24 protein-coding genes are annotated in these 25,448 nt (G+C 66.0%); 20 read left to right on the forward strand and 4 right to left on the reverse strand.

Annotated elements, in window-relative coordinates; all coding sequences use genetic code 11:
* The first annotated feature begins 111 nt into the window (after positions 1–111).
* The 19 genes from JWS13_RS30220 (at position 112) to JWS13_RS30310 (ending at position 19,299) form a co-directional block, all read left to right on the forward strand.
* The gene (locus tag JWS13_RS30220; protein ID WP_206009049.1) at positions 112–1,725 is read left to right on the forward strand and encodes a class I adenylate-forming enzyme family protein; all 1,614 of its coding nucleotides are present in this window, start codon (positions 112–114) and stop codon (positions 1,723–1,725) included.
* Between the two features lie 24 nt (positions 1,726–1,749).
* Positions 1,750–2,922 (forward strand): CaiB/BaiF CoA transferase family protein, encoded by a 1,173-nt coding sequence (locus JWS13_RS30225; protein WP_275957309.1) that lies wholly within the window; start codon positions 1,750–1,752, stop codon positions 2,920–2,922.
* Positions 2,919–4,163 carry an acyl-CoA dehydrogenase family protein gene (locus JWS13_RS30230; RefSeq protein ID WP_206009050.1) on the forward strand — a complete coding sequence of 415 codons (1,245 nt, stop codon included), beginning with the start codon at positions 2,919–2,921 and terminating at the stop codon, positions 4,161–4,163. Before JWS13_RS30225 ends, JWS13_RS30230 begins: the two co-directional genes overlap by 4 nt.
* On the forward strand, positions 4,156–4,947 hold the full coding sequence (locus JWS13_RS30235; protein ID WP_206009051.1) for an alpha/beta fold hydrolase: 792 nt from the start codon (positions 4,156–4,158) through the stop codon (positions 4,945–4,947). Before JWS13_RS30230 ends, JWS13_RS30235 begins: the two co-directional genes overlap by 8 nt.
* 51 nt (positions 4,948–4,998) lie before the next feature.
* Entirely contained in the window at positions 4,999–5,751 is a 753-nt protein-coding gene (locus tag JWS13_RS30240; protein ID WP_160100762.1) for an SDR family NAD(P)-dependent oxidoreductase, read from the forward strand.
* Positions 5,752–5,773: 22 nt separating this feature from the next.
* On the forward strand, positions 5,774–6,607 hold the full coding sequence (locus JWS13_RS30245; protein ID WP_206009052.1) for an SDR family NAD(P)-dependent oxidoreductase: 834 nt from the start codon (positions 5,774–5,776) through the stop codon (positions 6,605–6,607).
* A 52-nt stretch (positions 6,608–6,659) separates the two neighbouring features.
* A complete protein-coding gene (locus tag JWS13_RS30250) occupies positions 6,660–7,511 on the forward strand; it encodes an enoyl-CoA hydratase-related protein (RefSeq protein WP_206009053.1) in 852 nt (283 codons plus the stop codon).
* Between the two features lie 229 nt (positions 7,512–7,740).
* On the forward strand, positions 7,741–8,976 hold the full coding sequence (locus JWS13_RS30255) for an MFS transporter (protein ID WP_241032396.1): 1,236 nt from the start codon (positions 7,741–7,743) through the stop codon (positions 8,974–8,976).
* Positions 8,977–9,011: 35 nt separating this feature from the next.
* On the forward strand, positions 9,012–9,308 hold the full coding sequence (locus tag JWS13_RS30260; RefSeq protein ID WP_206009054.1) for a putative quinol monooxygenase: 297 nt from the start codon (positions 9,012–9,014) through the stop codon (positions 9,306–9,308).
* Positions 9,309–9,338: 30 nt separating this feature from the next.
* Positions 9,339–10,226, forward strand: a complete 888-nt coding sequence (locus JWS13_RS30265) for a PaaX family transcriptional regulator (protein WP_206009055.1) — start codon at positions 9,339–9,341, stop codon at positions 10,224–10,226.
* Between the two features lie 157 nt (positions 10,227–10,383).
* Positions 10,384–11,265 (forward strand): PaaI family thioesterase, encoded by an 882-nt coding sequence (locus JWS13_RS30270; RefSeq protein WP_206009056.1) that lies wholly within the window; start codon positions 10,384–10,386, stop codon positions 11,263–11,265.
* Positions 11,262–11,714 (forward strand): acyl-CoA thioesterase, encoded by a 453-nt coding sequence (locus JWS13_RS30275; protein WP_206009057.1) that lies wholly within the window; start codon positions 11,262–11,264, stop codon positions 11,712–11,714. The genes JWS13_RS30270 and JWS13_RS30275 overlap by 4 nt, the downstream gene beginning before the upstream one ends.
* A 70-nt stretch (positions 11,715–11,784) precedes the next feature.
* A complete protein-coding gene (locus tag JWS13_RS30280; RefSeq protein ID WP_206009058.1) occupies positions 11,785–12,564 on the forward strand; it encodes an IclR family transcriptional regulator in 780 nt (259 codons plus the stop codon).
* 220 nt (positions 12,565–12,784) lie between these two features.
* Positions 12,785–14,032, forward strand: a complete 1,248-nt coding sequence (locus tag JWS13_RS30285) for a cytochrome P450 (RefSeq protein ID WP_206009059.1) — start codon at positions 12,785–12,787, stop codon at positions 14,030–14,032.
* Between the two features lie 24 nt (positions 14,033–14,056).
* A complete protein-coding gene (locus JWS13_RS30290) occupies positions 14,057–15,295 on the forward strand; it encodes an NAD(P)/FAD-dependent oxidoreductase (RefSeq protein ID WP_206009060.1) in 1,239 nt (412 codons plus the stop codon).
* A gap of 11 nt (positions 15,296–15,306) precedes the next feature.
* Complete coding sequence (locus JWS13_RS30295) at positions 15,307–15,627, forward strand: 2Fe-2S iron-sulfur cluster-binding protein (protein WP_206009061.1); 321 nt, start codon at positions 15,307–15,309, stop codon at positions 15,625–15,627.
* 77 nt (positions 15,628–15,704) lie between these two features.
* The gene (locus tag JWS13_RS30300) at positions 15,705–16,475 is read left to right on the forward strand and encodes an SDR family NAD(P)-dependent oxidoreductase (protein ID WP_206009062.1); all 771 of its coding nucleotides are present in this window, start codon (positions 15,705–15,707) and stop codon (positions 16,473–16,475) included.
* Between the two features lie 47 nt (positions 16,476–16,522).
* Entirely contained in the window at positions 16,523–17,881 is a 1,359-nt protein-coding gene (locus JWS13_RS30305; protein WP_206009063.1) for an MFS transporter, read from the forward strand.
* 11 nt (positions 17,882–17,892) lie between these two features.
* Positions 17,893–19,299: an aldehyde dehydrogenase family protein gene (locus JWS13_RS30310; RefSeq protein WP_206009064.1), complete on the forward strand. Its 1,407-nt coding sequence runs from the start codon at positions 17,893–17,895 to the stop codon at positions 19,297–19,299.
* Between the two features lie 69 nt (positions 19,300–19,368).
* Here the strand turns inward: JWS13_RS30310 and JWS13_RS30315 are convergent, their stop codons facing one another.
* The 4 genes from JWS13_RS30315 to JWS13_RS30330 form a co-directional block, all read right to left on the reverse strand.
* Positions 19,369–20,490: a CaiB/BaiF CoA transferase family protein gene (locus JWS13_RS30315; protein WP_206009065.1), complete on the reverse strand. Its 1,122-nt coding sequence runs from the start codon at positions 20,488–20,490 to the stop codon at positions 19,369–19,371.
* 28 nt (positions 20,491–20,518) lie between these two features.
* On the reverse strand, positions 20,519–22,180 hold the full coding sequence (locus JWS13_RS30320; protein WP_206009066.1) for a class I adenylate-forming enzyme family protein: 1,662 nt from the start codon (positions 22,178–22,180) through the stop codon (positions 20,519–20,521).
* A 43-nt stretch (positions 22,181–22,223) separates the two neighbouring features.
* Positions 22,224–23,090, reverse strand: a complete 867-nt coding sequence (locus JWS13_RS30325) for an enoyl-CoA hydratase-related protein (RefSeq protein WP_206009067.1) — start codon at positions 23,088–23,090, stop codon at positions 22,224–22,226.
* 114 nt (positions 23,091–23,204) lie between these two features.
* Entirely contained in the window at positions 23,205–23,999 is a 795-nt protein-coding gene (locus JWS13_RS30330; protein WP_160100976.1) for a FadR/GntR family transcriptional regulator, read from the reverse strand.
* 191 nt (positions 24,000–24,190) lie between these two features.
* Here JWS13_RS30330 and JWS13_RS30335 point away from each other — a divergent pair, with 191 nt between their 5' ends.
* Positions 24,191–25,438 carry a CaiB/BaiF CoA transferase family protein gene (locus tag JWS13_RS30335; RefSeq protein ID WP_206009068.1) on the forward strand — a complete coding sequence of 416 codons (1,248 nt, stop codon included), beginning with the start codon at positions 24,191–24,193 and terminating at the stop codon, positions 25,436–25,438.
* The last annotated feature ends 10 nt before the right edge of the window (positions 25,439–25,448 follow it).

Here is a 25,448-nt window from a genome sequence, read left to right on the forward strand (position 1 = left end):
GTGGAGCCCGCGCTCGGGTCACTGGACGTGACGCACTCGCATCGATGTGCGGCTCGCGCCGAATCCCCAAATCGGGCTTGTCAGGGCCCGGACCTTCGGAAGGAATCATCAATGAGTCTGGATACGGATCAGGCGACCAACGTCACGTGGAGCCGCGAGGTGGTCCGGGGCACAGTGCACGGCAGGCCGTCCCTGATGTACAAGGACCGGCCGCGTCGCGTCCGCGACCTCCTCATCGAAGCGCGCCGGTGGGGTGACCGGGAACTGCTCGTCCAAGGTGCGCGGCGGCTGACCTTCCGCGACCACGAGCGGGCCGTCGCGGCAGTGGCGAATCGCCTGTCCGCATACGGATTCGGCAAGGGCGATCGCGTGTTGCTGCTGGGCTTCAACAGCATCGAGTGGGTCGTGACGTTCTGGGCGATCCAGTCACTCGGAGCGGTTGCTGCCCTTGGTAATTCGTGGTGGAGCGACAACGAAGTGGATGCGCTCGTTCGGAAGAGCGAATCGAAGCTGGTCATTTCCGAACGCGAAATCCACTCCGCGCCGCGCATCTCCTTCACCGAGCTTCGCGCCATCGTCGATGCCGGGGACCCGGCGGTACTCCCCGAGGTGCACGTCAGCGAGGAGGACCCGGCCGTCATCATGTTCAGCTCGGGAACCACCGGTGCGCCCAAGGGCATCCTCAAGTCCCAGCGCTCGATCATCGGAAACCTGCACAACCTGCTGGCCATGACACGGCGACTCCCCAGCGAACTCACCGACGACCATCCCGGGACGACCAGTCTGCAGACGGTTCCCCTCTTCCATCTCGCGGGTGTCCAGGTGAGCTGCGGAACCCTTCTCCAGGGCGGAAAACTCGTCCTGCTCGACGGCAAGTTCGACCCCGCCGATGTACTGCGCCTGATCGAGACCGAAAAGGTGAAGTCCTGGGGCAGCATCCCGACGATGGTGTCGCGGGTTCTCGACCATCCCGCGCTCGGCGACCACGACACCTCGACCCTCAGCTCGATCCCGCTGGGAGGCTCACCAGTCCCGGCCACGATGCGGTCGCGGATCGAAGAGGCGTTCCCCAACGTCAAGAAGCGGGTGGGAAGTCTCTACGGACTCACCGAGACGGGTGGGTTGCTCGCCGCGGGCGCCGGCGCGGAGATCGGCAGTCACGCCGGCCGGGTCGGAAAGGCCCTCCCGGTTGTCGAACTGCGGATCGCCGATCCCGACGAGAACGGCGTCGGCGAGATCCTCGGGCGCACACCCAACGTGCCGGAGGGATATCTCGGGGAGGGGCCGATCGAGGACGCCGACGGGTGGATCCGCACGGGTGACCTGGGGCGGATCGATGACGAGGGCTACCTCTACGTCACCGGACGCGTAAAAGAAGTGATCATCCGAGGCGGCGAGAACATCGCGTCCGCCAACATCGAGAACACCCTGCTGAAGCATCCGGCCGTTGCAGAGGCAGGCGTGCTCGGCCTACCGGACGACGACCTCGGCGAAATTGTCGGCGCGGTGGTCGTACCGCACGCAGACGCGGACCTGCCCACGATCGCGGCACTCACGGACCACTGCAAGCAACTGCTCGCGCGTTACGAAATCCCGGAGCGGTGGTGGATCCGGCGAGAGCAGCTTCCGATGAGCGGAATCGGGAAGATGGCGAAGCGCGATCTGGGACAGCAGTGGATCGATCTCGGCGCCGCCGACCTCGTCGACGAGCTCAGCGCAACCTGACGTCGGGTAACCCCCAATCAGACCATGGCACCGCACACCGGTGACGGAGGAAGAGAGGTCGAAGTGACCGGAACGCTGACGGGAGTGCGGGTCGTCGAAATGGGCGGCCAGGGCCCGGCACCGTTTTGCGCGATGCTGCTGGCGGACATGGGAGCGGACGTGATTCGCGTGGAACGCCCGACCTCCGATCCCGAGAAGACGCGGAAGCTGGACAGCTTCGGCCGCGGCAGGCGGTCGATCGTCGTGGATGTGAAAGAAGCCGCCGGTCGAGACCTCGTCCGGGAGCTCATCGCCACCGCCGACGTGCTCATCGAGGGGAATCGCCCGGGGGTCATGGAACGACTCGGCCTCGGCCCCGACGACTGCCTGTCCACGAATCCCGGTCTCGTCTACGGCCGGATGACCGGGTGGGGGCAGAACGGTCCGCTGGCACAGGTGGCCGGGCACGACATCAACTACATCGCGGTCGCCGGCGCACTGGAGCCGATCGGGCGGTCCGGCGACGCGCCGGTCCCACCCCTGGCCCTCGTCGGAGATTTCGGTGGTGGCGGGATGCTGCTCGCAGTGGGTATCTGTGGCGCACTCGTCGAGCGCTCGGCGTCCGGCCGCGGGCAGGTCGTGGACGCCGCCTGCGTCGACGGCGCTTCGCTGCTGATGACCGTCGTACACCACCTTCGGTCGGTGGGGCGGTGGGCGGATGACCGGGGCACGAACCTCTTCGACAGCGGCGCACCGTTCTACGAGGTCTACGAAACCCGCGACGGCGGATACGTCTCCGTCGGCGCGGTGGAACCGAAGTTCTACGAGCAGTTGGTCGACGTTCTGCGGCTCGACCGGGACCAGATGTTCCCGCAATTCGATCGCAGCCAGTGGCAGAGCCGCAAGAAGCTGCTGGCGGCGGCGTTCGCCGAACGAACACGGGACGACTGGTGTGCGGTGATGGCCGAGGCGGAAGCATGCTTCGCGCCGGTGCTGTCGCCGGGCGAGGCCGAGACGCACCCCCATCACCGGGAACGCGATGCATTCGTCGACGTCGACGGATTCCTCGAACCCGCACCGGCACCGCGCTTCGGCCGGACGCCGTCACACGCTCATCCGCGCCCGAAACCCGGGCAGGACACCGACAGCATCTTGTCCGAGCTCGGCTGGGCCAAGGACAGAATTTCAACACTTCGAACAGCAGGGGTGATCGGATGACCATCGAAGCAGACGCACAGAGCACAACGGCCACTCTCTCGCCGGCGGAGTTCGAACGCGAGGTTCTCGCGTTCCTGGAACGCAACGCACCGAGACGCGGTGGTGCGCGCGAGAAACTGACATGGGGCGTGGGCGAAGACACGGGTGTGGACCTGTGGGAAGAGCCGGATTCGGAGGAGGAGCGGGCTCGACTCGCCGAGGCCCGGGACTGGCGCCGCACGCGGTTCGATGCGGGGTTCGGTTGGCTGGACGGGCCGGCGGAGTTCGGGGGCCGTGGTCTCCCGTCGAAGTATTCACGGCTGTACCGCCGACTCGAACGCCAATTCGATGTACCCGCCGACAACTACTTCAAGCTCGACCACGTCGTCGGCCCCGTCATCTTGAAGTACGCGAACGACGACACCAAGCGGGAGGTGCCCCGCGCTCTGCACCGCGGAGACCTGATGGCGTGCGAACTCTTCAGTGAACCCGAGGCCGGATCAGATCTGTTCTCCGCGCGCACCAAGGCGACCCGAGACGACACCGGCTGGCGGATCAACGGGCAGAAGGTGTGGACCTCGGATGCACACCTCGCCGATGTCGGAGTGGTGTTCTGCCGTACCGGAACCGAGGCCGGAAAGTCCGGGTTCTCCGCTTTTCTCATCGATATGCACCAACCCGGGGTCAAGGTACTTCCCCTGAAGCAGATGACGGGCGGAGCTGCCTTCAACGAGGTCTATTTCGACGACGCTCATGTTCCGGCCTCCGGTTTGCTCGGCGAGATCGGCCAGGGATGGGACATCGTCCGCGAGATCCTCGCGCGCGAGCGCGCCGGAATCGGCGGCGGAATGGGGAAATCGGGCTCCGGCATCGCAAACGGCGAGCGGCTGGTCGAAATGGTCCGCGGTGTGGGCGTTTCGGACGACCCCCTCGTCCGACAGGACCTCATCAAAGCCATGACCGGCTTCTGGGCGGCCCGGCAACTCGGCGCCCAGGGGACGGACATGGTCGCCGCCCCGTTCCTGCGCAGCGATCCCGCCCCATTGGTGAGCAAGCTCGCGCTCAGCATCAATCTCCGCAAAGTCGCGGATTTCGTGAGCAACGTACTCGGTCCCAAGCTCGCCGCCGATACCGGCGAATGGGGCACCTTCTCGTGGAACTCCTTCGTCCTGGGAGAGCCCGGTGTGCACATCTTCGCCGGCACCGATGAGATCGTCCGGAATTCGATCGCGGAGAAGTCCCTGGGGATGCCCCGTGACTGATATCGCGCGGTGCCGGCCACCCCTGTACAACGCGACGCGGCCGAACGCCCACAGGGTTCCCACATCGGCTCGCGTCGTCATCGTGCACGGATCGATGGACTCGTCGGCGAGCTTCGCGCGCGTCGAGGATCGGCTGCCGGACCTGAATGTCACGCGATACGACCGGCGCGGATATGGACGGTCGAGGCACCCGGGCGACGACGCCCTCGATGTCGCCGGGCATGTCGAGGATCTTGTCTCCGTGCTGGGCGACGACCCCGCGGTCGTGCTGGGGCACAGCTTCGGTGGCGTCATCGCGCTCGCTGCGGCCGCGACGGCACCGGATCTGGTGCGCGGTGTCGTGGCCTACGAAGCACCCATGCCGTGGGCGCCGTGGTGGCCGGAAGTCCCGCTGCCGGAGAGTCTCGATTGCGATCGTGGGGAACTCGACCGGGCTGCAGAGACATTCATGCGCAGGGCTATGGGCACGGAGCGATGGGACGAACTCCCGTCGGACAAGAAGGGGTCGTTTCTCGCCAGCGCACCGGCCTGGGCAACCGAACTGTGGTCAGCCGTTCACGGCATCCCCGCGCCGTACCACCCAGCGCGGATACGTGTTCCGGTCGTGTCGGCCTACGGCACGGCGACAGACCCACGGCACACGCGTGCCGCCCGCGTCCTGGCCGCGGAAGTCCGGGGCGCGAAACTCGTGCAGATCGACGGCGCCGACCACGTGGTGCATCGACGCCGACCCGACCCACTGGCGGATCTCATCCGGCAGCTCGATGCCGAATGCGCAGCCTGAAACACATCCGAACCCGCGCGACAAGCTACAGCTGAGGAAAGAAGAAACGCGATGCAATTGCGAAACAAGCGCATCATCGTCACCGGAGCCGCACAGGGCGTCGGTGAGTCCACGGCGCGCGCCCTGGCGCGCGAAGGAGCCAGCGTCGTGGCGATGGACGTAGACGAGGATCGCGTCCGCGCGACGGCACACTCGATTGCCGCAGAAACCGGTGGAGACACGACTTTTCAGGTTGTGGACGTCTCCGATCGCGGCCAGGTCTTCGACGCCGTCGCCGCGGCGGCGGATCGACTCGGTGGATTGGACGTGCTGGTCAACGTTGCCGGTGTGCAACGAGCCAAGCCTGCGGAAGAACTCGCGCCGGAAGACTTCGACTTTCTCCTGAACGTCAATGTGCGCGGCACCTTCTACACCAACCAGGCCGCTTTCACGGCAATGAAGGCCTCCGGTGGGGGACACATCATCAATTTCGGTTCCGATGCCGGTATGACTGCGATCCGCCAACTCGGCGGGTACGCGGCGACCAAGGGTGCGGTACATGCGTGGACCCGCACCATCGCCCTGGAGTTCGCCCAGCACGGGGTCCGCGCGAACATCGTCGTTCCGGCGATGAAGACCGCCATGACTCGCGCCGGAGCGAAGGAGGGACGTGCGGGCGTCTACGCCAAGGTTCCGCTGGGCGGCGATCTCGGAGATCCCGATCGCGACCTGGCCCCCGTCATGGTGTTCCTCGCCGGCGACGGATCCCGCTTCATGACCGGCCAGACGATCTGTGTGAACGGAGGAATCGGCATGGCGAGATAGCGCTTCCCACAAGGACACACCATTGCTGATTTCGCACGACAAACAGGAGAAGAAGAAAATGGGCATTCTCGACGGGAAGGTAGCCCTGGTAACGGGCGCCAGCCGAGGTATCGGAGCCGCCATCGCCGAGGAATTCGCGCGGGAAGGCGCCTCGGTGATCGTGACCGCGCGTTCGAGTTCCGAGCAACCGGGCAAGCTCCCCGGAACACTGGAGGAGACCGCCGAAGCCATCCACGCGGCGGGGGGTGACTCGTTGTCGATCGTCGCAGACTTGACGAATCCGGAAGACCGGGAGCGCATCATGCGCGACAGCGTGCGCCGTTTCGGCAAGGTGGACATCCTGGTCAACAACGCCGCCGTCACGTTCTTCCAGCCCGGCGCCGACCTCGCGCTGCGCCGACTCCAGTTGATGTTCGACATCCAGGTTCAGGCCCCCATGCACCTGAGCCAACTCGCACTCCCCGGGATGCGCGAGAGAGGTGAGGGCTGGATGCTCAACATCACCTCGAGCGAATCACGCCATCCCGAGGTTCCCCCGTCGCGATTCAACGCCAAGGGAACAACTACCGGCTACGGGATGGTCAAGGCCGCCCTCGAGAGGATGACGACGGGCTTCGCCGCCGAGAATCTCCAGCACGGCATCACCGTCAACGCCCTGCGGCCGTCCAGGTTGGTGGCGACGCCCGGACCGGTGTTCCACGGCGTCCTCCAGGCGGACGACCCCGAAGCCGAGAGCCCCGATGTGATGGCGCGGGCCGCCGTCATCCTCTGTTCGGCGAGCCCGCACCGCATCACGGGCGAGATCGTCGAATCCGAGCACGTCCTGGAGCAGTGGCAGCCCGAACCTCTCGACTAGTCGAGGCCCGGCTCCTCGAACAACCTCCCGCACAAGGCAAGAGAAGGCAACGATGGAACTCAAAGTCACGAAATACGAGATCGACGACCACGGGATCGCAACAGTGTGGTTCCACCGTCCCGGGCGCGGCAACTCGTGGACGAACCTCATGAATACCGAGTACCGCTGGATCATGGACACTCTCGACAACGACCCCACGGTGCGAGTCGTCGTGCTGACCGGCAGCGGCAACCAGTTCTGCGTCGGAGCGGACACCAAGGCCCTCAATTTCTACACCACGAGCACGGACGACTACGCGGATACCGTCGACGCGAGCGCGGCCGCGCAACCGGGGACGGGTGTGAACCCGGAGTTCGAGACCGACGTCATCTGGCAGTGGGGTCTGCGCGTACCGGTGATTGCCGCCATCAACGGTGCATGTGCGGGCATCGCAGCAGCCATCGCCAGCTTCTGCGACTTCCGGTTCGCCGCCGAGGGAATCAAATTTACGACGTCGACACCTCGTCTCGGTCTTCCCGCGGAGTACGGACTGTCGTGGATCCTCCCGCGCATCGTCGGCCTCACACACGCCGCTGACATTCTGTACACCGGACGAATCGTCTACTCGGAGGAACTCGACAAGATGGGCTTCCTCAACGGGTTGTTCCCGCGCGAAAACTTCATGGACGAGGTCTACAAGGTGGCCCGGATGGTTGCGACCCAGGTTTCTCCCGCCTCGGTCACCTCCGCGAAGCGGCAGATGTACGCGGACCTTCTGCACCTCGCACCCCGACAGTCGATCGACGGCTCGAAGGATCTCATCGGTCACTTCATGCGTCAGGGCGATTTCAAAGAAGGCATCGCCGCCTACAACGAGGGGCGACCGCCGCGGTTCGGCGACCCTGCGATCGGCGAAAAGGTCTAGGCCCTCCGGGCCCGTGCGCCTTTCTGGTTGTTCCCGCGACCAGAAAGGCGCACGAGTGGCGGAGCCGTCCCCACGACATGCTACGAATCATTTGCGCATCGCAACCGCGTTGTTGACCATTTCACTTCCCGGGCCTACTGTGACTCACGCAACCAGCGGAGTCCGGTTCGACAGTCCCGAAAGGATCAGCGCCGTGAAAAGTGATACCTCCCTAGGCACGACTGAACGATTGGCCGTAGCTTCACCAGCGATCTCGCGGTATCGGTGGGTCGTCCTCGGTCTGTGCTGGCTGGCCCTGGTCCTGACGTCCGTCGATCGTTCGACGTGGGGGCCCGCCTCGGTGTTCGTCGGCGAGGACCTCGGAGTGCCGTTGGCCAGCCTCGGATCCTTCGCAACGGCGTACTACATCGGGTACGTCCTTTCGAATGCCGGCAACGGCTTCCTGAGTGACCGCCTGGGTGGGCGCACGATCGTCACTACGTCCCTGGTCGGCGCCGGAATCTTCATGATGATCTTCGGGTCGACCACCTCGGCGACCGTCGGCATCGCGGTTCAGGCGGTTGTCGGACTGTTCGCCGGCGCCGACTACGCGGCGGGCGTCAAACTCATCACCAGCTGGTTCCGTCCCGACGAGCTCGGGAAGGCGATGGGTATCTTCCTGTCGGCGACGTCGATCGGCGTCGTGGTAGCGAATTCCACCGTTCCCATGCTGATCGAACACTTCGCCTGGACAACGTCCTACCACCTCTTCGGCGCCCTGTCCGTCGTTGCCGGTGCGGTGTGCTGGTTCCTGCTCCGATCCGGCCCCGTGGACGTACGTGCCGCCGCAACCGATTCCGGGTCCACCCGCGCGGTGATCATGACGATCCTGCGCAACCGTAATCTCATGCTCGTCGCAGTCGCCGGCTTCGGCGGATGCTGGGGAACCTACGGATTCATCACCTGGTCGAACACCCTGATGATCAAGGGCCACTCGGTGACTCCCTCGACCGCGGGTTTCATTGTGGCACTCTTCGCCGCGCTCGGTGTCTTCGGCAAACCCCTCATCGGCATCGTCTCCGACCGTTTCAACGGTGCCCGGCGGGTTCCCGCCATGATCGTCCTCGGATGCTTCGCCATCACACTGCTCGTCTTCGGAATGCTCAGTACACCAATCGGATTCCTGCTCGCCGCACCCTTCCTCGGGCTGTCCGCGTACTGCTACCTGCCCCTGCTCGTGGCACTGATCCCGCGACTCGTCTCCAGCCACGTCGTCGGCTCGTCAGCGGGTGTCACCAACGCATTCTGGAACATAGGCAGCGTGCTCGTCCCCATCACGGTGGGCGCCGTGTTCGCAGCATCGGGCAAGTCGTTTCTGGCAGCGTTCGCGACACTCGCGGCCGGGCCTGTCGTGGCAATGGTCGCGTTGTACTTCGTCGACGAACGACCGAGTTCGGTGTCCGTCGTCGTCGACGCCAAGAGCTGACCGAGCACCCGTGTAGCGAGAAGGGAATCGACCACATGCCCTACGTCGTCACCGTGAAATGGACTGCCAAGCCTGGTGAGGCCTCCGCTGTCGCCGCTGCGATCGACAAACTGATTCCGCCGACTCGCGCCGAGGAGGGGGTCATCCTGTATCAAGCGCACCGCGACCCTCACGACGACCACTCGTTCTTCTTCTACGAGCAGTACGTCGACGAGGACGCGTTCCGCCGCCATGTCGAGTCCGAGCATGCGAAGACTTTCGGCGTGAACGACGCCCTTCCGCGCTTGGCGGAACGTGAGTTCACGACCTATCGAACCTGGGAGGACGGGTAGGTCGAGGGCTTCACGTGAGAAGGTGAGAGTATGACCGAAGCCGACGTCCAGTATCCGGAATCGAATGCGGCAGGCCTCGAGGTCGACGCGGGGGTTCGCGCGTTCGGCATCGGATCGGCCAGTGCGAGGTCCGCTCTCCTCACCATTCTCGGTGAGTTCGTCCGTCCCCGTGGGCAAGCGGTCTGGACGTCGGCGTTACTGCGGGCGCTCGCGGAAATCGGCGTGGAGCAGAAGGCGGCGCGTCAGGCGATCTCCCGGATGGCGCAGGAGGGTCTGCTCGTGTCCGAGCGCTCGGGCCGGCGGGTGCGGTGGTCGCTGACCGAGGAGGGCGCCACCTTGCTTCGCGACGGCGCCGACAGAATCTACGGGTTTCTCCGTGCACACCGGGAATGGGACGAGCGCTGGCTGGTCGTCACGGTCGCCGTTCCGGAGGCTCAGCGCAGTTTGCGGCATCGACTGCGGACGCAGCTCACGTGGCTCGGTATGGGATCGCCGTCGCCGGGTCTCTGGGTAATCCCCGACGCGGGCAAGGAAGACGCCGTCCTGGCTGTCCTCGACGAACTGGGATTGCGGGCCAAGGCGTTTGCCTGGGTCGGCACGTGGGTTCCGGTCGATGATGTCCGGACCCTCATCTCTGCGGCGTGGGATCTCGACGAGCTGGCGGAGAAGTACCGTCACTTCACCGATTGGACCACGGGGATGGCACCGCTGACGTCGGCCGAGACCTTCGTCGCGCAGGTGGAGCTCGTGCACGAGTGGCGTCGCTTCCCGTTTCTGGACCCGGACCTGCCTGCGTCGCTCCTGCCCTCCGATTGGCCTGCGGTGCGCGCGGTGGACGCGTTCGACGCGAGCCATCAGCGCTGGCACGACACCGCGCAGGCCCAGTGGGACGTGTGGGCCGAGCAGGAGGGCGGCTGATTCGCGCGCTCCCCGAGAGTCACGCTCGGTAGTCAGGAAAAGTCTACAGAAGATTTGACTATCGCTAGAAATGTGTTGACTATTGAGGGGTGCTCTGGAGAGCGCGTCGTGTGGCGGGTCGAAGCTGTCGAGTCTCAGTGTCTGAAAGGAGCCGGAAGTGGCACCGTTGTCCGTGAGTGCGCCTGGTTTCGAGATCGGGCGGCACCGTGCTCGCCACCCGGCCGAGATGCTCACCGGTTGCCGTGTGACGGCCCGCGGCGACGACTGGGCCACGGCCGCGATGATCCTTCCCCGTTTCGCTACGGGACCGGACGTTCCGCTCGGCTGGTTGGGTGTGGCGGCCGACTCCGCGGCGGCCCAATCGCTCGGCGGCCTGTTCGCGCAGGGGCTCGACGTGCGCACGGTCGACCTGCGCCTCGACGCCGTCGGTCCGGTGCCCTCGCCCGGAACCGTGGTGACCGCGCGGGGCGATCTGATCTCGTCGAATCACCGAACCGGGTTGAGCCGTATCCGGATTCATGGGCCCGACGACGCCGGCATCGCCGTGGGAACCGCACGCTTCCTCGTCGTCCCCGGATCGCCACCCTCGCCGCCCTCGGCCCCGACGTCGACGGTCTCGAAATCCGCTACGGGTGGTGTCCCGCTGCTACCGTCCCTCGACGAGATCTTCGGCATCACGGACACCGCCCGGAACGGAAATTCCTCGGTGCTGACCGCCGAACTCGACCCGGCGCTGTGCAACAGGCACGGGGTCGTGCACGGCGGACTGCACGTCAGCCTGATCGACCACGCGATGCGCGCGCTGGTCGGTCATTCCGGAACCCACGAAGACCCGGGGGCTCCGGAGCTACTCGACCTCACGCTGGCATACCAGCGTCCCCTTGCGCCGGAAGTCGACGGCACGGTGCTGCTGTGTGCCACGGTCGAACGCCGGGGCCGGCGGATCACCACGGTGAACGCCACCCTGCAGACCTCGACGGGCCGCGTCCTGACCTCGGCGCAAGGCACCTTCCTGTCCACTACGGAGGATCGCCCATGACCCACGACACCGATACGCAGTTCCCGCCACGATCGGCGACGATGTCCGCTCTGGTGGAATGGTCCGACACCGATGCGGCGGGGCATCATCACAATTCATCGATCCTGCGGTGGGTGGAAGCATGCGAGGTGCGGTTGTACCGACAGTTGGGTCTGCTGGAGCATTTTCCGAGCATGCCCAGAGTCCAGCAAGTGGTGAACTACACGTCGAAGCTCTGGTTCGGCCAGGAGGTCACCACCACCGTCCGCATTCAGGCGGTGGGGCGAACCTCGATCACCTTCGAATTCGACGTCTACGGAGAAGAATTCGACGGCGCGGCCCGAGTCCGGGCCGCGCACGGGACGTTCACCTCCGTGCACGTTCTCCCCGCCGACACCCGTGCGACGCCCTGGCCGGACGACATTCTGAAGCTGGTGGACCCACATCGGGTGGCGCCGGTCGCCGTCTGACCAACACCGGTCGAAGCCGAGGGGACACGCACTAGACTGCACGTGTATCGGTCGGAGAGGTGTTGCGATCATGCCGGACAGCGGTGGAGACTCGGTGATCGGACGTGTGGTGCGTTTGCTCAGTGCCTTCGACCGCAATTCGCGCTCACTACCGCTCACAACGCTCGCGAATCGTGCCGACCTTCCCCTCACGACAACGCACCGGTTGGTGAACGAGCTGGTCAAACACGGTCTACTCGAACGCGCTCCCAACAAGGAGATCAGCATCGGGTTGCGGCTGTGGGAAATTTCCGCGCGCGGCTCGCACACGATGACGTTGCGTGAGGCGGCGCTGCCGTTCATGGAGGACCTCCAGACGATCCTGCGTCAGCACGTCAGTCTGGCGGTCCTGGACGCCGGATCGGTGTTGTTTCTCGAACGCCTGGCGAGTCCGGACTCGACGCTCGATGCCGGCCGGATGGCCGAACGGTATCCCCTGCACGGATGTTCGACCGGTCTTGTGCTGCTGGCATTTTCGTCACCGGAGTACCAGGCCAAGGTTCTGTCCGGGCCGTTGGACAAGCTCACCGACCGCACCGTCACCGACCCGGTCCTGCTCCGCCGGATCCTGGCCGAGGTGCGCCAGCAACGCTTCTTCTACGCGGCAGGTTTCGGAATCGAGCGGTGGTCCGGAATTGCCGTGCCCATCATGGGCGAACACGGCGCGGTGATCGCGGCGCTGACCGTGGTCTACGCACGGGGTGAGGAGAACGTGTTGACGGCAGTCCCCGCCATGCAGACCGTCGCCACCAGTATCGCGCGCGCCATTGCAGCCACCCCGGTTGCGCGCGACGGTAACCGCAGCTCATAACACATTTTTATACAAATTATTCCGCCTACCGGAAGTGCTATTTGTGGCGTGCTTCACTCCTGGGAGTCTTGATAGAGCAGAGCACAGGAGTCGGGAGCGAAAACAGGATCCGCTCCGTCCCTACGGCCATTTCGGTCGAATGCTCACACCCAGACCGGACGACGGGCGCTTATCGATCGGTGCCCCCGCGTCCAACACCAGCTTCCACGAAAGGACGCCGATGTCTACCGTCACCGAGTCCACCGCGATCTCGCACCCCTACTCTCACGAGTTGGAGTGGCCGACAGACCTTCCCGCGTTCAAGGTGATCGACGAGGACGGCAGTCAAGGTGTGCCGTATGCGCACTACGCGTGGATGCGTGAGCATGCCCCGGTGCTCCGCGCGCAGACACCCGGCGAGGACGTCTGGTTCGTCAGCCGATACCAGGACGTGCGCAAAGCTCTGCGCGCACCCAAGGTCTTCTCCTCCCAGGTGACCGAACCGGTGCCGCTGACGTTCCTGACCCTGTTCGATGCGCCCAACCACACCCGCCTCCGGCAGGTGGTCGCACGCGCCTTCACCCCCAAATCGGTGGCGATGGTCGAAGACCGCGTCCGCGAGAATGCCGCCCGGTATCTCGACGAGATGATCGCGGCCGGCGGCGGCGAGGTGGCGACGTCCTACTCGATGCCGCTGAGCATGTCGACCATCAGTGCCATCCTCGACGTTCCGGCTGCGGACATCGACAAAATGAAGTTCTGGTCGGACGAGATGTTCACGTACTTCGCGCGCGTCGCGCGGAATGCGCCGGGATCGGGCGAGGACGAGAAGAACACCATGGAGTTCTTCGACTACCTCCAGGAGAACCTCGAGCGTCTCTACCGCGAGAACAGCGAGGCTGTCGGCGGTCACATCGCGCGGATGTGGAAGGAAGGCCTGCTCTCCGACAAGGAGGCCCGCGAACTGTGCGGGTTCATGTTCGTCGCAGGCCACGACACAACCACGCTGTTGATGACGATGGCGTTCCAGGAATTCGCACACCATCCGGATCTCCTGGGGCGGATCCGCACCAACCCGGACGAGGCGGAGAAATTCGTCGAGGAACTTGCCCGTTTCCGCGGTTCGGTTCACCGCACCGTGCGACGCACCAAGGACGACGTCGAGATCGCCGGAACCGTCATTCCGAAGGGTGCGGTCGTTCGGCTGCTCATCGCATCGGCCAACCGTGACGAGACGAAGTTCCCCGGCGCGCACGAGTTCGACATGGACCGGGACACCGAAGGGCACTTCGGGTTCGGATACGGCATCCACAGCTGCATCGGTTCGCCCCTCGCCCGCCTCGAGCTGCGGGTGACGACCAAACTACTGGCGGCTCGGCTCGAGTCGATCGCGATCGATCCCGACCACGCGATCGAGTACATGCACGGCAACAATCTCACCGTCGGACCCGAGCGCATGCACGTCCTGCTGCATGCCGTGGGTGCCTGACCGGACCGCGCGGAAGGCAGGACAATGTCCACACCCATCGTTGTCGTCGGCGCCGGGCACGCCGGTGTCCACACCGCGTCGCGTCTCGTCGAACTCGGATACCGAGGTGAGTTGATCCTGATCGACGAGGAAGACGGGCTCCCCTACGAGCGGCCGCCCCTCTCGAAGGACGTGCTCGCCGGCGCGGAATCGCATGAGCCCCCCGCGCTTCGGAAACAGGACTATTACGAGGACAAGGGAATCCGGCGAATCGCCGGGTCCGCGGTGACCGCTGTCGACCGATCCGCGCGGGAGATCTGCCTGGCCGATGGCTCCACGATTCCCTATCACCGACTCATCCTCGCCACGGGGTCGCGGGCACGGACACTCGACGTTCCCGGCGCAGCGCTGCCCGGCGTGCAGGTCTTGAAGACCCGCGCAGACGGCCGCAATTTGAAGGCGATGCTGCGCCCCGGCGTGCGGTTCGTGATCGTCGGTGCCGGGTACATCGGGATGGAGGTCGCAGCGGCGGCGGTGAAATCCGGTTGCAGCGCAACCGTACTCGAGTATCAGGATCGATCGATGAGCCGTGTCACGTCGGAAGATGTGAGTCGCTACTTCGAGGACCTCCATGTTGCGGAGGGAGTGCAGTTCGCCTTCGGTAGCTCCCTTGAAAGGATCGAGGGGTCGGACCGGGTCGAAGGCGTCGTCACCAGCGACGGAGAGACGATCCCCGCAGACGTCGTCGTGGTGGGTATCGGTGTGCTACCCAACCAGGAACTCGCCGAGGCGGCCGGACTCGACTGTTCCGACGGAATCGTCGTCGACGAGCACGCCCGCACCTCCGATCCCGAGATCTATGCCGTCGGCGACGTCACCCGTTTCACCTGTCCCCGGGAAGGTGTCAGTATGCGCCTCGAATGCGTGCAGAATGCAATGGCGCAGGCAGACAGCGCGGCTCGCCACATACTGGGTCTCGACGCCGCGGTCGCGGAGGTGCCGTGGTTCTGGACCGTCCAGCACGGTGTCCGACTGCAGACCGCCGGGGTGCGCTCGTCGGAAGACCACGTAGTTCGGCGCGGCGATCCTGCCGACGGCAAGTTCGCGGTTCTCTACCTGCGCGACGGTCGCCTGGCCGCACTGGACACGATCAATGCGCTCGGCGACTTCGCCGCGGGAAAGAAGCTCATCGCCGCCGGTGCCCGGCTCGATCCCGTACTCGCGGCAGACCGAGCGGTGAAGCTGGCGACCACCCGAACCGACGATCTCGCTATATCACGTTAGGAATTCACGACATGTCCAACAACATCACCGTCATCGACCGCGCGGGATCGCCCAGCCAGGTCGAGTGGGAACCCGAACAGACCCTCATGGAAGCTCTGCGGGACAATGATTTTCCACTCCTGGCGTCGTGCGGCGGAACCGCGTCCTGCGCCACCTGCCATGTGTACCTGGAACCGCAGGTCGTCTCGGGACTCGGCGAGCGCTCCGAAGACGAGATCGAACTCCTCGAGGAAGCCGAAGGGTTCGACGCGGAGACGTCACGACTGTCCTGCCAGGTCGCGCACGCTCAGTCGCTCGACGGAATCACCGTCACGCTGGCGCCGGAGGAATGACCGGATCGGGAAAGGCCGACCGGCCCTTCGTGCGAAACGAACAACCGTGCCACACGAACAACTTTGAGGAGATGGCGATGAGACTGCAAGGCAAGCGCGTGGTCGTGACCGCGGCCGCGTCGGGAATGGGCCAGGCCGGGTGCGAACGGTTCGCGCAGGAAGGCGCCCGGATCGCGGCAGTCGACCGGGACGAAGCCCGGTTGAAGGAAGTGGTCGACGGAATCAACACGGCTGGCGGCAACGCACAGGGGTTCGTCGCCGATCTGTCCGACGCCGACATCGCCGGGACCGTCGCCGACGACGCGATCGCATGGCTCGGCGGAATCGACGTCCTGTGGAGCCACGCGGGAATGCCCGCCCCCGGCGACGTCGAGACCCTCGACCTCGACGAATTCCGAACCGCCACCGACGTGAACCTCACACAGTCGACGGTGATCGCGGCACGCGCGATCACGCACATGCGACAGCAGGGGAGCGGCTCGATCATCTTCACCGCATCGACCTCCGGACTCGTCGGGTCTGCGCTCAGCCCGGTCTACTCCGCACTGAAGGCGAGCGTCATTGGTCTGGCCAAGGGGTTGGCCGTGCGCTACGCGACCGATGGTGTCCGCGTGAACGCACTGTGCCCGGGACCGGTGGCGACCCCGATGTTGTACAACGACTTCATGAAGGTCGATGCACGGTTCTCCCAGGAAGAGAACGAGAAGCGTGTCGTCGCCGGTGTCCCACTCGGCCGCGCCGGTCAGCCCCGTGAGATTGCGGACGCCGCGTTGTGGCTGGCCTCGGACGAGTCGTCCTTCGTCACGGGGATCGCGTTGCCCGTCGACGGCGGCCTGACCGCACGATAGTCCTGCGCCGTTCACTCTTTTCATTTCCCACTTCGATCGGACGATGTATGAGCACAGTCGACGTTTCCGCGCACACGAGCGCTCCGGACAAGATCACCAAGGTCACCCGGGCCGGCGCGATCGGCAACTTCATCGAGTTCTACGATTTCACCCTGTACGGGTTCTTCGCAGTCACCATCGCCACACTGTTCTTCCCGCAGTTCGACAGCGTGGCGGCTCTGCTCTCGACGTTTGCCTTGTTCGGCGTCGCGTTCGTGATTCGTCCGATCGGAGCGGTCGTCTTCGGACACGTCGGCGACCGCTGGGGACGCAAGCGCGCGTTGATGATCGCGGTTCTTCTGATGAGCGCCGCCACCGCGGCCATCGGTGTGCTGCCGACCTATGCGGCGGTCGGCGTGGCGGCACCGACACTCTTGCTCGTGTGCCGACTGCTGCAGGGCTTCTCGGCGGGCGGGGAGCAGAGCGGAGCGTTCGTTCTCGTGGTCGAGCAGTCCGCGATCGGCGAACGCGGCAGGAACGCCTCCAAACTCGTCGTGTCGATCGTTGCGGGGGTGTGCTGCGCCGCCCTGGTCGTCCTGGTCGTCTCGGCCCTGACGACCGACCAGCAGATGGCCCAGTGGGGCTGGCGTCTGCCGTTCCTCCTGTCGGCACCGCTCGGCGTCCTCGGCTTCTACCTCCGCATGAGCATCGAGGATTCGCACGACTTCACCGCCGCCCGAGCGAATTCCGAGCCGGGAACGCCCGCGCCTCTCGCGCAGGCCTTCCGCACGGTTCGCCGCCAGATGTGCACCCTCCTCGGATGGGTCGCCATGCAATCCGTCGCCGGCTACATCCTGGTCGGATTCATGATGTCCTACCTCGTGAAGTTTCAGAACTACCCGATGTCGACGGCCCTGACGATCGTGGTCGTCGGTCACCTCGTGGGGATCGGGCTGATCGTCGGCATCGGCCGGTGGGCAGACCGCATCCAACGCAAGACGCTGGCCGTGTCACTCGCCGCGGCCCTGGCGATCGCGGTGGTGCCGGCCTTCATTCTCCTGCGGCACGGCGTCGTCGCCGCGACGATCGGAATCTCCCTGTACGCCACCACCGCGTACTCGCTGCTGATCGTGTCGGCACTGGCAGTCGTCGAACTCTTTCCCGTCGAGGTGCGGTACTCGGCCAGCGCACTCCCGTTCCAGATCAGCTACGCGGTGTTCGGCGGTGCAGCACCCTTCGTCTCCACCTGGCTGGTCGCGGAGGTCTCCACCATCGCACCCGCATACGCACTCGTGCTCTTCGGAATTCTCGGAATCGTCGTTGCAGCGATCGCGATTCCGAACCTGCCGACCCGGCCGGACGACGGCGCCGACGGAACTGCGGCCGACTGCGAACCCGGCGCGGGCACAACCATTCACGCCAATTAGAGGAACCATTGATGAACGACTTTGCACTGCTGATCGACGGCGCACTCGTGCCGGGCTCCACGGAGCTTCCGGTCATCGACCCCGCCACCGAGCAGACCTTCAGCGCGGTCCCTGCCGCCTCGCCCGAGCAGCTGGACCGGGCCGTGGCCGCGGCCGGAGCCGCACACCCGAGCTGGGCAGCTACCCCGGTCGACGAGCGGCGGCGGATCGTGTCGCAGATCGCCGACACCATCGCGCAGCACCGTCAGGAACTCGCCGGCATCCTCGTCCGCGAACAGGGAAAACCGCTTGCCGCCGCGTTCGGGGAGGTCGACACAGCGGTCGAGTACATCCGCTACTTCGCCGGCCTGACCCTCGAACCGGAAGTGATCGACGACAGCGAGCTGCGCCGGGTCGAGATCCACCGCGTTCCGGTCGGCGTGATCGGCATCATCGTGCCGTGGAATTTCCCCCTGCTCCTCCTGGCGTTCAAACTCCCCGCCGCGCTGCTGGCCGGCAACACGATGGTCGTGAAACCCGCCCCGACGACCCCCGCGGCTACCCTCCACCTCGGTCGGCTGATCGCAGACATCGTCCCCGCCGGTGTGGTGAACATCGTCTCCGGTGGCCCCGAGCTCGGCCCGCACCTCTCGGCGCATCCGGGACTGCAGAAGGTCAGCCTGACCGGTTCGACGGAAACGGGCAAAAAGGTGATGGCTGCGGCGGCGGAACGCCTGACCCGGGTGACCCTCGAGCTCGGCGGCAACGACCCGGCGATCGTCCTGCCCGATGTCGATGTCGACGAGGTCGCCGAGAAGGTCTTCAACGCCGCCTTCGGCAACAGTGGGCAGATCTGTCGCGCGATCAAGCGGATCTACGTGCACGCGGATCTCTACGACCGATTCTGCGACGCACTTGCTGCCCGTGCGGCGAACGCGATCGTCGGCAACGGCATGGAACCGGGAACACAGTTCGGGCCGGTCCAGAACCAGGCACAGTTCGACCGCATCAAGGAAATCCTCGCGGACGCGGAGACCGCCGGAAAGGTCATGCCCGGCGGAGGAGTCGTCGACGGTCCCGGCTATTTCGTGCGACCGACGATCGTCCGGGATATCGACGAGTCGTCACGCCTGGTCGTCGAGGAACAATTCGGCCCCGTGGTCCCGGTGATGCCCTACACCGACATCGACGACGTCGTGGCCCGCGCCAACGACAGCGAGTTCGGCTTGGCCGCGTCGGTCTGGTCAACGGACATCGACGCCGCCACCGCGATCGCTCACCGAATCTCGGCGGGAACCGTGTGGGTGAACAAGCACAGCGATCGGACGCCGGACGTACCCATCGCCGGCGCCAAGCAGTCCGGCATCGGTACCGAACTCGGTGTCCTCGGGTTGCTCGAGTACACCCAGATCAAGGTGATCAACGTAGCGCGCCAGTAACGTTCCGGCACTGAGAGCTCGTCCGGTCAGGGACTGACTTCCTGGCCGGACGAGCTCGTTTCGGCGTGGCTACCGCACGTCCCACGACGCGAGCACCCTGCGGGAATCGTGGTCGCCGGGAGTGCACGGTGGTGTGACGGCGGCCGCGGGCGTTCGCGAAAACCGCGGCGCGGGAGCGGGCTGGCGGATCCCGCCGACGTCGATATAGGTTCCGCGCTCGCGTAGGTGATCGTCGTCGAGGGATTCGGTGAGAGACAGAACGGGCTCGACGCAGGCGTCGGTGCCCCGGAACAGGGTTGTCCATTCGTCCCGGGTACGAGTCCGGAACCGTGCCGCGATGCGGTCGCGGAGTTCGGGCCACGCCGACCTGTCCCGCCGAGAAGGCAGTTCCTCATCCGGCGCGAGAATCTCGACGAAGGCGTCGTAGAACTTCGGTTCGATCGCACCGACAGTCATGTGCTTGCCGTCGGCGGTCTCGTAGACCGAATAGAACGGGGTACCGCCGTCCATCAGGTTGGACTGCCGCCGGTCCGTCCACCGGCCGGCGTCGAGCATCCCGTACAGCAGTGTGCCCATATGCGCGGCGCCGTCGACGATCGCGCCGTCGACGACCTGTCCCCGGCCGCTGAGCCTGGCCTCGTGCACGGCCGCGAGAATGCCGATCACGAGATACAGTGCACCACCACCGAAGTCGCCGACGAGAGCGAGCGGGATCTGAGGGCGTTCCTCACCGCCGATGGCGTGGAGGAGCCCGGTCCCCGCGAGGTATCCGACATCGTGGCCGGCGGTCGCTGCCTTCGGGCCCTCCTGGCCCCAGCCGGTCATCCGGGCATAGACGAGCCGCGGATTGACGGCGTGCAGATCGTCGGGGCCGATGCCGAGCCGCTCGGCAACACCGGGACGCGAGGATTCGATCACCACATCGACACGGCCCGCGAGTTCCTTCACGGTCGCACGATCGGCGTCGTCCTTCACATCCAGGCAGATAGACCGTTTCCCGCGGTGGAGGATCTGCGACCCGTCCCGCGGCGGGCGATCGCGCGCTGCCGGTCGCTCGATGCGTACGACATCGGCGCCGAGATCGGCGAGAGTCATTGCCGCGAACGGCGCCGGTCCCATACCTCCGAGCTCGAGGACTCGGAGGCCGGCGAGGGGACCGGTCGACCCGGTCTCTGGGGGAGGGGTCGTCATGGGGAGCGCCGATCTGTCGGGTGGGTTGTCAGTTGTCGATCTCGATGAGGTCGGTGGCGCCGCGTTCGAGCCACATCGCTTCGACGTTGCGGCGGATCACCTTCCCGGACGCGCTGGTGGGGAGCATGTCGTTGCGCAGCCACCAGCGGGTGGGAATTTGGAAGCGGCCGAGCGTTTGTGCTGCGTGGGCGCGGAGGTCGTCGGTGCTGACCGGGATGCCGCGGCGGATGGTCACGGCGGCGGCGACCTGTTCGCCGAGTTCGGCGTGCGGCAGCGCCACCACGATCGCCTCGGCGACCGCGGGGTGGGTGGTCAGGGCCGCGGCCACGTGGGCGCAGGAGATGTTTTCCCCGCCCCGGATGATGATGTCCTTCGAGCGGCCGCTCAGGTAGAGGTAGTTGTCGTCGTCGAGGCGGCCGAGGTCGCCGGTGTGCAGCCACCCGTCGGCGTCGACGAGGGAGTCCAGGTCGGGGTCGACGTACCCGCTCATCAGGCCGGGGCAGTTAACCAGGATTTCGCCGTTGCCGTCGGCGTCCGGGTTCGCGATGGTCACCTCGATCGGTGGGAGCAGCTTCCCGACGCAGCCCGGGCGTTCGGTGATCTCGCGGGAGGTGCCCATCGCGAGGAGGCCACCGGCCTCGGTCAGCCCGTACATCGACCCGGCCCCGCCACCCTTGAGGTTCGGGAACCGTTCCTGAACGGTGCGCCGGAAGGCGGGGGTGGACGCGGACCCGCCGAGGGGGATCGACCGGACACTGGAGGTGTTAGCGGCGGCGAAGGTGTCGTGTTCCATGACGCGGGTGACCATGGCGGGCACGGCACCCCAGGTCGTGACCTGCTCGCGTTCGATGAGGCGCAGGACCTCCGCGGGATCGAACCGGCCGTCCTGGTACACCATCCGGGCCCCGGTGACCAGCGCCGCGGTCATTACTTGCACGCCGGCGAGGTGGAACAGCGGCACGGTGACCAGGTTGACGCTGCCGGAGCCGTGGCGGTCGAGTTCGCCGGGCAGGCGGTGGGTGGCCAGCAGCAGGTTGTGGATGTTGCCGACGACCGAGCGCTGGGACAGCAGCACACCCTTGGCCGCCCCGGTGCTGCCGGAGGTGAACAGCACCAGGGCGGGGTCGTCCTCGGCGACGTCGGGCAGCGGCAGGTCGGGTGCGGTGTCGCCGCGGAGCAACTCACCGAGGTCGGCGACGCCGACTCCGGTGATGCCGGTGGGAACACGGTCTGCGGTGTCCTCGTCGTGGACGATCACCACCGGGCGGACGGTGTCGAGGGCCCCTTCCAGTTCCGCGGCGCTCCACCAGGCGTTGCACAGGTCCACCACGGCGCCGAGGCAGTGCGCGGCCCAGAACGCCATCGTGCATTCGGCGTGGTTGCGGGCGAACAGGGCGACGTGATCACCCTTGCCGACGCCGAGGGTCCGGAAGTGTTCGGCGATCCGGGCCACCGCGTGTTCGTGTTCGGTGAAGCTCAGCCGGCGCTCACCCTGCACGACGTGGGTCCGGTTGCCCCAGTGGCGGGCGTCGAGCAACAGTTGCGCGACGGCGGTGCGCCGGTGGCGGTAGACCCGGCACGGGCGGCCGTGCACGAGGTCGTCGGTGGTCTCCCGGCTCCACCGGAAACCGTCGGCGGCGGGGTCGGCGGGGTCGGTGTGGGCGTCCACTGTGGTCGAGGGTGTGGTCATCAGGTGTGGTCCGTTTCGTGCGGTCGCGCAGGGGGCGGGAGGCTCATGCGGGAGGTGCGGGCAGGGTGTCGGGGGCGGGCGCCGCGAACTGCGGGGCGCGGCGTTCGGCCATGGCGGCGACGCCTTCCTTGAAATCGGGCTGCTGCATGAACTGCTCGATGAGAGCTTTCGAATCCTCCACGGCGGTGCCGACATTCGCGTGCAGGAGCTCGGCGTAGATCTGACGTTTGGCGCCGGTCGCGGAGGCGGGGGACACCTGGGTGGCGATATAGTCGGCCACCTCGTAGACCGTGCCCAGGAAGTGCTCGTCCCGGGGATGCACGCCGTTCAGGTAGCCCATCTGATGTAGTTCTTCGGAGCGCAGGATGCGTCCGGTGATGAGGATGTCGGCGGCATTCGCCAATCCGACGATGCGGGGCAGCAGCCAGGCCAGGCCGTACTCGGCGGGCAGTCCCAGGCGTGGGGTCGCGGTGGTGAATTTGGCGCCCTGAACCGCATAGCGGAGGTCGCAGTAGCCGGCCAGGGCGACCGCGATACCGGCGCACGGTCCGTTGATGGCGGCGATCAGCGGGACGCGCAGGCCCCACATCCACACCAGGTCGTGGTCGAACTCGGGATTGACCCCGTGGCCGGGGCGGGCGAAGTCGGGCTTGTTGACGGTGTCGGAATACTTTTCGTCGGTCTCGGTGTAGAAGTCGAGTGCCTTGGTGTCGGCGCCGACGCAGAACTGGTCGCCGCCGCCGGTGAGGACCACGACCCGAACGGTGGGATCGGCGTCGAGGGTGGCCATCGTCCAGCGCAGTTCCGCGTTCATGCGGGAGGTCCAGGAGTTGCCGCGGCCGGGGCGGTCGAGCCACACCGTGGCGACGCCGTTGTCGCGGATTTCGTAGCGGGTGACCTTCAGATCCATGATGATTCCCTCTCGTGGTGCGCATGATCGACCCACCGCCCGGCGTGGTGAAGGCGTGCCGGGTCCACCCACGTCCCGAGGACGCCGGCCAGGTCGGAAGCGATCAGACGTGTCTTATTCTTCGGCGTCGGCGAGCCACATGTGGTGGACCCGACGGGTGTTGTGAACGAGCTCGGCCACGGCCGCGTCGGCGTCGCGACGTCGAATGTGCTCGAGCAGAGCGCGCGGGCTGTGCAGGGCATCACCGGTCGGTACCTCGGCACCGAAGCGCAGGGTGAACTCGGTGAGCAGATCCATCAGCGACCGCATCATCGTCGCGATGATCGGGTTCTGAGTGGCTTCGCCGATTAGGCAATGAAATTCGATGATCGCCTCGGTCTTGCCGTTCCAGTCTTCCCGGGCGGCGAGGTCGTCGGCCTTGTGGAGCAGATCCTCCATTCGCGCGAGATCGTCGTCGGTGCGTCGGGCGCAGGCCGTCGTGACCGCGACGGTCTCGATTTCCTCACGGGCCTCGGTCAGATCCGACAGCGAGTATCGCGTCAGGAGGAGATTGTCGGACAATGCCTTCGAGATGCTGACGGGATCGGTGGGGGCGATGAACGCTCCGCCGGTGGCTCCCTTCTTGATGGTCACGACGCCCGTGACTTCGAGCATCCGAATGGCTTCACGCACGGTGTTGCGGCTGACCTCGAATTGGGCGGCGAGTGTGCGCTCCGAGGGCAGACGGCTTCCCGGTGGCAGCTTGCCCTGCCGAACCTGGGCCCGCACCTGGTCGATGATCTCGTCGAAGGCGCGGCGGGGCCGGGCCGGGCGGAACTGGATGTCGGCGGGTTCGGTCATGGTGCCAATCATTCCCGGTTTCGACGCGTCCGCTCCGCTCCGGTGCCGTTTCGCTACCAGTGCGGTCATGCGCTCGTACCTCCGATTTCATTGGTAGTGCCATTGAAACCCCATCGCTGCCGTGAAGTCAAGGCCTGGTCAGGCCTTGACTTTCTGCTTCGGGTGTACCTGAATTGAGTCAATGGCCCTACCATTGAGGGATCGGAAGTGCCCGCGATGCTCCGCAGCGCACCCGCTCCCCACGGATCGAAGGACTTCACATGCCGCACGATGACAACCTCCAGATGCCCGGTGATCGCCTTCCCCTGTCGGGCGTTCGTGTCGTCGACCTCTCGCAGGTCGGCGCAGGCCCGTATGCAGCGTCTCTGCTCGGTGACCTGGGCGCCGATGTGATCAAGATCGAGCCCCCGACGGGGGAGAGCTTCCGATACATCGACAATCTGTTCGGGGTCGGCGACAGCGCCTACTTCTACGGAGTCAACCGCAGCAAACGGTCACTGACACTCGACCTGCACGAGTCCGAGGGGATGGACGTGCTGCGGCGTCTGGTCGCCGACGCAGACGTCATGATCGTCGGATTCCGGCCGGACGCCGTCACCCGCCTCGGGATCGACTACGAGTCGATGGGCAAGCTCAACGACCAGCTGGTGTATTGCCAGCTGACCGCGTTCGGCGAAGACGGGCCTCGTGCCCACCAACCCGGCATGGACCTGCTGGGACAGGCCATCGGCGGGATCATGGGCCTGACCGGTGAGACCGACGGCCCACCGATCAAGGCCGGTGTCCCGATGGCCGACTTCGTCGGCTCCTTCCTGCTCGGATTCTCGATCGTCTCCGCGCTGCGTGCCCGCGATCTCAACGGTCACGGCCAGAAGGTCAGCGTGAATCTGCTGGACGGCCAGATCGCGATGCTCGCCAACATCCTGACGCACTACGACCGCACGAAGGTTCCCGTACGACCGCAGGGCGGAGGACATCCGCAAATCGCTCCGTACCAGCCCTACCAGGGCGGCGACGGCAAGGACTTCATCGTCGCGTGCCTCAACGACCGGTTCTGGCTGCGCTTGACCAAGGTCATCGACCGCCCCGAACTGGCCGACGACCCGCGCTTCGTCACCAACGCAGACCGCGTCGCGAACCGTGGAGCGCTCAACGACATTCTCATCCCGATCTTCGCGGGGCACACCACCGCGAGCTGGCTCGAACGCCTCGACCAGGTCGCGGTGCCGTGCGGACCCGTTCACCGGCTCGAGGACGTCTTCACCGAACCGCAGGTGGTGCACAACCATTCCATCACCGAACTCGAGCACCCCATCCACGGTCGCTACCCGGTCCCCAACACGCCGTTCCGGCTCCACGGAACGCCCGCCCAGCCCCGGGGCTACGCACCGCTTCTCGGTGAGCACTCGGTCGAGATCCTGGGGGAAGCCGGCTTCACCCACGACGAAATCCGCGCACTGCTCGACAAGAGTGTGGTCACGACATCCACCGTCACCGAGCCGGCATAGACGGTGCTCC

Source organism: Rhodococcus pseudokoreensis (assembly GCF_017068395.1).
Classification (GTDB): Bacteria; Actinomycetota; Actinomycetes; order Mycobacteriales; family Mycobacteriaceae; genus Rhodococcus_F; species Rhodococcus_F pseudokoreensis.

Coding starts and splice junctions, on each gene's coding strand:
- JWS13_RS30285 (WP_206009059.1), top strand. CDS start 12,785: ATGTCTACCGTCACCGAGTCCACCGCGATCTCGCACCCCTACTCTCAC.
- JWS13_RS30325 (WP_206009067.1), bottom strand. CDS start 23,090: ATGGATCTGAAGGTCACCCGCTACGAAATCCGCGACAACGGCGTCGCC.
- JWS13_RS30280 (WP_206009058.1), top strand. CDS start 11,785: ATGCCGGACAGCGGTGGAGACTCGGTGATCGGACGTGTGGTGCGTTTG.
- JWS13_RS30320 (WP_206009066.1), bottom strand. CDS start 22,180: ATGACCACACCCTCGACCACAGTGGACGCCCACACCGACCCCGCCGAC.
- JWS13_RS30225 (WP_275957309.1), top strand. CDS start 1,750: ATGGCACCGCACACCGGTGACGGAGGAAGAGAGGTCGAAGTGACCGGA.
- JWS13_RS30240 (WP_160100762.1), top strand. CDS start 4,999: ATGCAATTGCGAAACAAGCGCATCATCGTCACCGGAGCCGCACAGGGC.
- JWS13_RS30220 (WP_206009049.1), top strand. CDS start 112: ATGAGTCTGGATACGGATCAGGCGACCAACGTCACGTGGAGCCGCGAG.
- JWS13_RS30310 (WP_206009064.1), top strand. CDS start 17,893: ATGAACGACTTTGCACTGCTGATCGACGGCGCACTCGTGCCGGGCTCC.
- JWS13_RS30250 (WP_206009053.1), top strand. CDS start 6,660: ATGGAACTCAAAGTCACGAAATACGAGATCGACGACCACGGGATCGCA.
- JWS13_RS30305 (WP_206009063.1), top strand. CDS start 16,523: ATGAGCACAGTCGACGTTTCCGCGCACACGAGCGCTCCGGACAAGATC.
- JWS13_RS30265 (WP_206009055.1), top strand. CDS start 9,339: ATGACCGAAGCCGACGTCCAGTATCCGGAATCGAATGCGGCAGGCCTC.
- JWS13_RS30300 (WP_206009062.1), top strand. CDS start 15,705: ATGAGACTGCAAGGCAAGCGCGTGGTCGTGACCGCGGCCGCGTCGGGA.
- JWS13_RS30335 (WP_206009068.1), top strand. CDS start 24,191: ATGCCGCACGATGACAACCTCCAGATGCCCGGTGATCGCCTTCCCCTG.
- JWS13_RS30230 (WP_206009050.1), top strand. CDS start 2,919: ATGACCATCGAAGCAGACGCACAGAGCACAACGGCCACTCTCTCGCCG.
- JWS13_RS30315 (WP_206009065.1), bottom strand. CDS start 20,490: ATGACGACCCCTCCCCCAGAGACCGGGTCGACCGGTCCCCTCGCCGGC.
- JWS13_RS30260 (WP_206009054.1), top strand. CDS start 9,012: ATGCCCTACGTCGTCACCGTGAAATGGACTGCCAAGCCTGGTGAGGCC.
- JWS13_RS30330 (WP_160100976.1), bottom strand. CDS start 23,999: ATGACCGCACTGGTAGCGAAACGGCACCGGAGCGGAGCGGACGCGTCG.
- JWS13_RS30290 (WP_206009060.1), top strand. CDS start 14,057: ATGTCCACACCCATCGTTGTCGTCGGCGCCGGGCACGCCGGTGTCCAC.
- JWS13_RS30295 (WP_206009061.1), top strand. CDS start 15,307: ATGTCCAACAACATCACCGTCATCGACCGCGCGGGATCGCCCAGCCAG.
- JWS13_RS30275 (WP_206009057.1), top strand. CDS start 11,262: ATGACCCACGACACCGATACGCAGTTCCCGCCACGATCGGCGACGATG.